Origin of the sequence: Rhizobium sp. SEMIA 4085, from assembly GCF_013004495.1 — a bacterium.
In the GTDB taxonomy this organism is placed as follows: Bacteria; Pseudomonadota; Alphaproteobacteria; order Rhizobiales; family Rhizobiaceae; genus Rhizobium; species Rhizobium gallicum.
The window spans coordinates 1-8,187 of record NZ_JABEPH010000280.1 but is presented as its reverse complement, the minus strand read 5'-3'; the positions used below and the strand labels follow the sequence as shown (position 1 = coordinate 8,187).

Sequence of the window (8,187 nt, the reverse complement as noted above, 5' to 3'; positions counted from 1 at the left end):
AAACCGCCCAGAACGGTATGCCGGACAGGAAATTCGCGGTGCCATCGACGGGATCGATCAACCAATGGTCCCCTTGGGCATCGCCAGGTTGCTCCTCGCCGACAATGGCGTCGGTGGGGAACTGTGCATGAATGAGCCGGCGGGCGAGGCTTTCGGCCTCGCGGTCGACGGCGCTGACGTAGTCTGCCTCGCCCTTGGTCTCGATGGCGATTTGCGCAAGACTGCGAAAGCGCAGTAGCGCGAAAGCCCCAACCTTGGCAGTGACGTCCCGAAGCAAGCCCAGCCGCGTTTCGAGATCGTAGTTCAATTTGCTGCCTTACCTCTCGCTGCTGCGATCATCTCTTCAAGCCGCACAGCGATCGTGTGTGCCTGTTGATAGTAGGAAGCCTCCGCCAGGACGTAACGATCCATTGGGGTCTCGAAGTTGAGCGGCGTAGCGTAATTGGTCGCCGCGATGGCTTTCGTGATAGCGTTCCAGTCCAGCCGGCCGTCAAAAGGCAGCAGATGGTCGTCCATCGCGCCGAAATTGTCGTGAATGTGCGTCGCCAGCAGCCGGTCGCCATAAAGCTCCAGCACGGACACCTTGCCTGGTTCGATCAGTTCCCAATGACCGCTGTCGTAGCAGAGACCCATGAAGTTGGATTTGTAGCGGTCAAACAGCCGGGCATAGAGTTTGAGATAGTTCTGAGCACTTGCCTTGACCAGCGTTTCGACGGCGATCTGCACTTTGCGTTCGAGGCAATAGGCTTCGACGTCGTCGAGCGAGCGGTACAGCGGCTCAAAGAACGACTGCTCGGCTCCGGTGTTGCGGAACGTGTCGTCGGTGATGTCGACGTGGAGCACGACGTTCGGGGCGCCCAAGGCGGCGGCCAGGTCAACGCGGTTCTTCAAGAGCTCGACGCCGCTCTGACGCTGCCATTCGTGCGGGGAGAGGATGTTCTTGCGCGTCTCAATGGCAAACGGCGCCGGCCCAGCATGAGCTAGCTCGCTTATGGGGTTGACGCCGTTGCTGGCGTGAACGGAATGAGTTTTCAGGCCGGCCTCGGCGATGATGCACCGGGTGAACTCAATTTCGGCGTCCGCAAGCAAGTAGGAGCTGCCGGAATCAGGGTTCCAGTTGATATGCGTGAAGCCGGCTTCCCGGATCAGCTCGAGCGACTGGCGGACGCCCTCGTCGTACCAGCGTTCATGCTTGGGCCAGTGCCAGACGGTGATGCAAGTATCCATTTGCGTGTCCATTCAGAGGTTGCTTGATTCCGGGGTGCGGCCGAGGCTGAGGCGCTCGGCGATGAGGATGACGGCCAGCGAGAAGGCCATGATCAGCGTCACGTAGGCGAGGCTGATGGCGGCCTGGTCGGGATCGGCCGAAACCGCGCCGTCGACGATGGCGATCGGCAGCGGCCTGTTGTTGACGTTGTAAAGGAAGGCCGAGAGCGGATACTCGGCCATCAGATTGTTGAACTTCATGCCGGCGACAAGGATGGCGGTCGGCGCCACGAGCGGCAGAACAACCCGGCGGAAACGATAGGAGCCGGAGGCACCCATTGCGCGGGCCGCTTCTTCAAAGGCCGGATCGATCCCGATGAACGCCGAGCGCATGAAACGGACCATGAGCGGCAGGCTGAAGATCACGTAGCCGATCGGCAGAAGCCAATAGCTGCCGAGTAGCACCACATTGCCGACGAGCGGATTGGGCGCGTCGAAAGCGGCGATCAATCCAACTGCAAGCAGGATGGTGGGGATGATCCAGGGCAGAAAGAAGCTGATGTCCAAGGCTCGCGTCAACCAGCTGCGCTGGCGCACCATGACCGGCACGGCAAAGAGAGTGATGGCGAGAGCCACAGCGACCGCGACCGAGCCCATGAGCATCGAATTGAAGAACGGAACGAAAGCCGTGCCGCCGCCGAGCACCCGGGCGTAGTTGGCCAAGGTGAATGTGGAAGGCAATATCTCGATGCCGATGCTCGAAGCGGGAGCGAAGGAGAACAGCACGATGAGCGCGACCGGCACCAGGTAGACCGCTGCCAGCAAATAGGCCAGCGCGTGCATCACAATCCGCATGAGCGGATTGCGGATTTGACGCAGCTGGATGCGGGCCGTGGTTTTCGTGCCGGCGGTATAGGCGCCTTTGGCCTCGACATACTGTGAGAGCAGTATGAGCCCCATGAGCACGATGCCCATCAACAGCGCCAGCAACGCCGCCATGTCGGGCCTGCGCAGGCTGTTCAGTGTCAAGACCATCTGACTTAGCATGTGGAAGTCCCGGCCGCCCAGCACCTGGGGAGCCGCAAAGGAGCCTGCGGCCGTACTGAGCGTAAGCAGCGTGACGGCAAGCAAGGTCGGCATGATGACCGGCAGCACGACACGCAGAAGGATCGTCAGCTCCGACGCGCCCATGCTGCGGGCCGCCTCGATTGTCGAATAGTCGATACGGCGCATGGCGGCGCGTAGAAACAGGAAGTGGAAGCTGGTCATAAGGAAAGTGTGGGCAAAGAGAACGCCGATCCAGCCGATGAACCAATCACGCGGTATCGACGGGAAGAGTGCCGTCAGGCCGGCGGTGATGGCGCCGCCAGGGCCATAGGTGAAGTTGTAGCCGGCGGCCGCAACGACACCGCCAAACACCAATGGCGTAGAGAAGGCAACTTTTAGAAATCCACGTCCGCGGACACGGAAATATTCGAGCACCGCCACCTGAAACATCCCGACGATCGTGCCGGTGACGATCGTGATCCCCGTCATCCAGGCGGTGTTCCAGAGTGCGGCGCGGACGCGGCGTGAGCGAGCAAGCTCCGCAATAGCATCGAGGATTGCCAGCCCGCCATGCCTGAACAGCGCGGCGTGCAAGGCTGCAACCATTGGAACGAGCAGGAAGGTCAGTACGGCCCAGGCGATGACGATTAAGCCGAAACAGTAGAAAAGGCGGTCGAAGCCAGCGGTGCGGGTCATGGGATCGCCTCCGCAAATATATGCGCCGCACCAGGGCGGACAGCGAGCGGGACGGTGCTTCCGGGATCCGGAAGCGGGTCGCCGATCAGCATCGCCGAAAGGGCATGGCCCTCAACATCGAGATCGATGCGGCTGTACGCCCCAAGGAATTCGACGTGCTTCACCCGCGCCGGAATGCCGGCGGTGGCCGAAAGCATCACATCTTCTAGGCGCACGAAGCTGCGGCCTTTGATTTCGCTGCCCAGGAGGCGAGCCGCCAATTGGGGAGCAAGCTCATTGGAGACGCCGATGAACTCGCAAATGAATGGCGTTGCCGGCTTGCGGTAGAGGGTACGGCCGTCGCCGATCTGCTCGATCTTGCCGTGATTGAGCACCACGATGACGTCCGACATGGTCAGGGCGTCCTCCTGGTCGTGGGTGACGAAGATGGCGGTAAAGCCCAGTTCCGTCTGCAGGCGCTTGATCTCTTGGCGCATCGAGGCGCGGACCTTGGCGTCGAGATTCGACAAGGGTTCGTCGAAGAGCAGCACGCGCGATCCGGTCACGAGCGCGCGGGCAATTGCCACGCGCTGTTGCTGTCCGCCCGACATGCTTGCCGGCTTCTTGTCCAACTGGTCGGTGATCCGGGCCATCGCGGCGACCTCATGCACGCGCTTTTCGATCTCCGCCTTCGGCTTCTTTGCGACGCGCAGAGCAAATGCGATGTTCTCGAACGCCGTCATCGTTGGAAACAGTGCGTAGTTCTGGAAGACGATACCGACGTTGCGGCGCTCGGGGGGAAAGGTGGTGATATCGCGCCCCTCAAGGGCGACCCTCCCGCCTAAGGCCGGGAGCAACCCGGCAATGGTGCGCAGCACGGTGGATTTGCCGCTGCCTGACGGGCCGAGGAGCGAGACAAACGCACCATCGGCAACGTCGAGGTTCAGATCATGGACAACGGTCATGCCAGGGAAGCCGACGTCGAGATTTTGCAGAGACAGAACGCTGTCAGCCATGGTTAGACCTCCAATTCATTTCAGGTCTTGCCGCTGACTAGCGGATTTCAAGCTCGATCTTCTGCAGCCATCCGTCGAGCTTGGGAGCGATTGCATCCCAGTCGATCGGCTGCGCCTTCACGAGTTTGGCGTTCTCCTGCACGACGGGCGGCGACTTGGCCAACGCTTCCGGCAAGACGGGCACCTGCCCGAACTTGGCGGCGTAGACGGCCATCACGTCGGGCGACCCCCACCAATCAACGAAGGCCTTGGCCTCAACGAGCTGGTCGGTCCCGGCCAGGATCGCCACGCCTTCGGAAATGACAGGCGTGCCGCCGTCGGTGTCGATCACCTTGACCTTGGCGCCCAGGTCTTTGGCCAGCTTGAAGGTGCCGCCGAGCCAATTCAGATCGATCGAGGCGCGACCGGATTTGAACGCCTCGGTCTGCGAATCCGCGTCGTTGGCGACGATGGCGTTGGCGTAAAGCTTGCTCAGGAAATCCCAGCCTTCGTCGGACACCTCGCCGTTGGCGTCGAGGAACCGGACGAGGATGCCGGCAAGATACATGCGCGTCGTTTGCCCCGCAGTGGCGCCGATGACGTATTTGCCTTGGTATTCGTCCTTGGTAAGATCCAGCCAGCTCTTCGGCGCCTCTGCATCCGGCAGCCGGTCCGGGTAATAGGCGAGCACAATCGGTGTCTGCCAGAACTTGTGGACCATGCCTTCTGCGTCTTTATATCGCGCCGGAAGGTCCTTCGCCCAGGCTGGAGCATAGGGTTGGAAGAGGCCTTCATTCTTCAGCAAGGCCATCGAGGTGTCCACCATACCGAGGACGACGTCGGCTTGGGGGTTGTTCTTCTCCGCCAGCAGGCGATCGAAGAGCTCGCCGCCACCCGCATTCAGCAGCTTTATGTCATGGCCCGCGGCCTTGGCCTGTTCGGCAATCCAGTCCGCGCGTTCGCCGCCTTGAGGGCTGTAGATGGTCAGTGCGTCGGCCAGTGCCGGAAAAGCCGTGGCGAGCGCGATAGCCGCAGATGCAAGAGCGAGTGACAGTTTCATGATGTTCTCCCAGGTTTTGAGGACACGCTCCCTCTTACGTGGGCTCTGTGTCACTTTAATTACATTGCGCAATTTAATATTCTTTGCAATAGCTTTTCCGGACCCATGAATCGAATGCCAGGACTGCGCCATGCCTGCACTGCCGGAACTTTCCCTCAACGAACGACGGCTCGTCGAACTGATATTCAAGAACAGGGGAGTGGCGCGTGTCGACCTGGCGCAGCTGTCCGGCATGACAGGTGCCTCGGTGACGCGCCTGATCGGGGGGTTGCTGGATCTCGGCCTGGTTTCGGAGGAGCCAAATCGAAGCGGCGCACAAGGTCAACCACGTCGGTTATTGCAGCTGCAGGCCAGTCGCTTTTTCGCAGCCGGGGTCACCTTCTCGGTAGCGCGCATGGAGGTCGTCATCATCGACCTTGGCGGCTCGATCCTGGCAACGAGGACCGTGGAGGTGAGGACCGGCAGGCCGGAGGAAGTGGCGGAAGCGGCTCAGGCTGCCGTCGATGAAATGCTCGCTGCGTTGTCCGTCCAGAAAGGCGATCTTATCGGCATTGGCGTTTCCGTCCCTGGAAACTTCGGCACCGCCTCAAACCTATTGAAAGCGCACCCCTTCTTTCCCGCTTTTGAAGACGGCCGGGCAATGGAAGCGTTTCGTGACGCCTTCGACACTGCGTGCCATGTCGAAAACGACGGCACTGCCGCGGCACTCGGCGAATACGTGTTTGCAAGTGACAACGCCGCCGATGATCCTCTGTTCTTCATTCACATCGGGCATGGCGTTGGTGGCGGCGCCGTGATCGACGGCAGACCGTATCGCGGCGCAAATGGCAATGCCTGCTTGCCCGGCGTACTCTACCCCTATGATCAGCCGCGGCCCTCAGGGCAGGACCTTCTCGCGACGCTGAAGGCGGCCGGTTTCCCTCTTCGAGATTTCGAGGACATGAGCGCAATGCCGGCGGCGGCTGATACCGTCGTGAGCGAATGGATCACGCGCGCCGGCGCGCAGCTTCGGCAAGCTGTACGCACAGCAACGGCCTTTTTCGATCCGGCACGCATCGTCATCGGCGGGCGCTTGCCTAGCGATCTTAACGTGCGGCTCGTCGAAACGATCCTCTCCGAGACGATCGAAGGACCATCCCGAGGTCTGCCAATCGCTCCGGTTTTCGCATCACATCTTGGCGTCCAGGCCGGCGCGGTGGGTGCCGGCTGCGCTCCATTCTTCAGGGCTTTTTTTACGGGTGCCGTCGCCGATGGTGGAAGCGCCCACCTTAACGGTAGACGGCCGGTTTTTCGGACTCCCGCCGCATAGTTCGATGCAACGCGCAACGCCATCACAGCCTCAAGTGTGCAACCGGAAAGCCTCGTTGTGCATGAGCGCATCCTTATGCGCTCCGCTTCATGACCTCTGGTTATCGGCTGTTGTGGCTCTCCGATGACAACGTATTAGCACCGCAAGTAATGCCATCCGACACCTGATGTCGGGTTTGTTAGATCCGCGACACGGGCTTGTTTAGCCAGTTCTTGTTTTGCCTCAGGCTAAATAGCTGAAAAGCAATCGCAAAATTCTTTCGTCGGCTAGATCAGTCAAACTGGCACGAATATTGGAAGATCTGGTTGCGGGCGGCGACAGCTGTCGACCGGTATTCATTTCTTTGGTAACCGCCATGGAACGAAGGATAGCAACATGTCAGTTTTGCTCAGATCGCATTCTATCGGAAGAGAGCAATCCCGTGAAACGCCAATGCCGACCGGCAAGGCGGCGACGCCGCTAATAATTTCAACCTCAGCCGATAAGCAGCGATGAACTTCGAGCCGGACGACGATCTGATCGCCGGAAAGCATATCATCGGGCGGCGTCGCGCTGCATGAGGTTGGAAGTGTCGCGCTCGACGATTTGGCTCGTCCCCTCTTCGCCGGGGAGGCGTTTTCGGCGAAGGGCTTTGACGGCAGGAGAAAGCAGTGCCGAGTAACCGGGTTCCAGATCATGTCCCGCCCGAAATGGTAAGGGACTTCAGCCTGTTCACGTCTGCTGCCATGCAACGCACAAAAAACGGGGATCCGCACGCAGCTGTCGCTTGCGCCCATGCCGGGCCGCCAATCTTTTTTTCTCCCTACAACACGCGCGATGGCCGAGGTACCTGGGTCATCACTCGCGCCAACGACCAGCGCAAGTTGCTGCAGGATACCGCAACCTTTTCCAGCCATCGGAGCATTTTTGCCTCCGCACTCGGAGAAAACTGGCCGATGATTCCGCTAGAACTCGACCCGCCGGCCCACGGCGTGTTTCGCTCACTACTCAATCCGCTGCTTTCGCCCAACGGGGTGACGGCGCTGGTACCGCGCGTCCGTTAGCCGGCGAACGCGCTGATCGACATGATCTCCGCGTCGAGCACAAGTTGCGACGTCATGAAGGATTTCGCCTTTCCTTTTGCGGTCAGTATCTTCCTTCGTTTTCTGGGCTTGTCCGATGAGCGACTCGACACATTTGTCGGCTGGGCGAAGGATCTGCTCCACGGCGACGGCATCAAACGAACGGCAGCTGCCCGGACGATTGTGGCGTTTATCGACGATCTTGCAGCCATGCGCCGCAAGGAACCGGCCGACGATTTCATGACCTTCGTCGTGCAGGCAAAGGTCGATGGCCGCCCGCTGAGAGACGAGGAAATCCGCGGCATTGGCGTGCTTCTGTTCGTCGCGGGACTCGACACAGTCGCAACGGCGATAGGCTTTGACCTGGCCTATCTCGCGCGCAATCCTAGAGACCAGGAATTGCTACGGAGCGAACCCGATCGAATCGTGCTCGCAGCCGAAGAATTGCTACGCGCCTATTCGACCGTGCAGATGATCCGCGTGGCAACGAAAGATATCGATTTCGAAGGCGCGCCGATCCGTAAGGGAGACTATATTTCCTGCCCCACGATGATTGCGAATCGTGACCCGGCGGAATTCGAATGTCCCAACACGATCGATTTGGCACGAGAAGACAATCGCCACACCGCTTTTGCCTATGGTCCCCATCGTTGTCTTGGCTCGCACCTTGCCCGGCGGGAGATCGTCATCGCCCTGGAGGAGTGGCTGTCCCGCATCCCTGACTTCCGTATCAAGAAAGGTACGGCGCCCATCACCTATGGCGGCCATGGGTTCGGAATTGGGAAACTGATCCTGGACGGGTCCCGGCCATGGGCGCGGGGGCACAACAAGGGG

6 protein-coding genes and 1 pseudogene are annotated in these 8,187 nt (G+C 60.3%); 2 read left to right on the top strand and 5 right to left on the bottom strand.

The annotated features are described in order from the left end of the window. The 5 genes from C9413_RS23250 to C9413_RS23230 all read right to left on the bottom strand — a co-directional run. Positions 1 to 307: inositol monophosphatase family protein (locus tag C9413_RS23250; protein ID WP_281408667.1), on the bottom strand; the 307-nt coding region annotated here is incomplete at its 3' end. Continuing rightward, positions 304 to 1,239, bottom strand: coding sequence for a sugar phosphate isomerase/epimerase family protein (locus tag C9413_RS23245; RefSeq protein ID WP_133938067.1), 936 nt, complete (start codon positions 1,237 to 1,239; stop codon positions 304 to 306). The genes C9413_RS23245 and C9413_RS23250, both read right to left, overlap by 4 nt. Then, positions 1,240 to 2,949, bottom strand: coding sequence for an iron ABC transporter permease (locus C9413_RS23240; protein WP_040114258.1), 1,710 nt, complete (start codon positions 2,947 to 2,949; stop codon positions 1,240 to 1,242). Further along, positions 2,946 to 3,944 (bottom strand): ABC transporter ATP-binding protein, encoded by a 999-nt coding sequence (locus tag C9413_RS23235; protein ID WP_040114259.1) that lies wholly within the window; start codon positions 3,942 to 3,944, stop codon positions 2,946 to 2,948. Before C9413_RS23235 ends, C9413_RS23240 begins: the two co-directional genes overlap by 4 nt. 37 nt (positions 3,945 to 3,981) lie before the next feature. Continuing rightward, complete coding sequence (locus tag C9413_RS23230) at positions 3,982 to 4,983, bottom strand: extracellular solute-binding protein (protein WP_166677349.1); 1,002 nt, start codon at positions 4,981 to 4,983, stop codon at positions 3,982 to 3,984. A 130-nt stretch (positions 4,984 to 5,113) separates the two neighbouring features. Between C9413_RS23230 and C9413_RS23225 the strand changes: the two genes are divergently transcribed. Together C9413_RS23225 and C9413_RS23220 are read left to right on the top strand one after the other, a co-directional pair. Next, complete coding sequence (locus C9413_RS23225) at positions 5,114 to 6,292, top strand: ROK family protein (RefSeq protein ID WP_040114260.1); 1,179 nt, start codon at positions 5,114 to 5,116, stop codon at positions 6,290 to 6,292. A 650-nt stretch (positions 6,293 to 6,942) separates the two neighbouring features. Next, positions 6,943 to 8,187, top strand: a pseudogene (locus C9413_RS23220) (cytochrome P450); the annotation flags it as partial.

What these genes read in the sequence shown, in the direction of transcription:
- C9413_RS23235 (WP_040114259.1), bottom strand. Translation starts at nt 3,944, where the DNA reads ATGGCTGACAGCGTTCTGTCTCTGCAAAATCTCGACGTCGGCTTCCCT.
- C9413_RS23230 (WP_166677349.1), bottom strand. Translation starts at nt 4,983, where the DNA reads ATGAAACTGTCACTCGCTCTTGCATCTGCGGCTATCGCGCTCGCCACG.
- C9413_RS23245 (WP_133938067.1), bottom strand. Translation starts at nt 1,239, where the DNA reads ATGGACACGCAAATGGATACTTGCATCACCGTCTGGCACTGGCCCAAG.
- C9413_RS23225 (WP_040114260.1), top strand. Translation starts at nt 5,114, where the DNA reads ATGCCTGCACTGCCGGAACTTTCCCTCAACGAACGACGGCTCGTCGAA.
- C9413_RS23240 (WP_040114258.1), bottom strand. Translation starts at nt 2,949, where the DNA reads ATGACCCGCACCGCTGGCTTCGACCGCCTTTTCTACTGTTTCGGCTTA.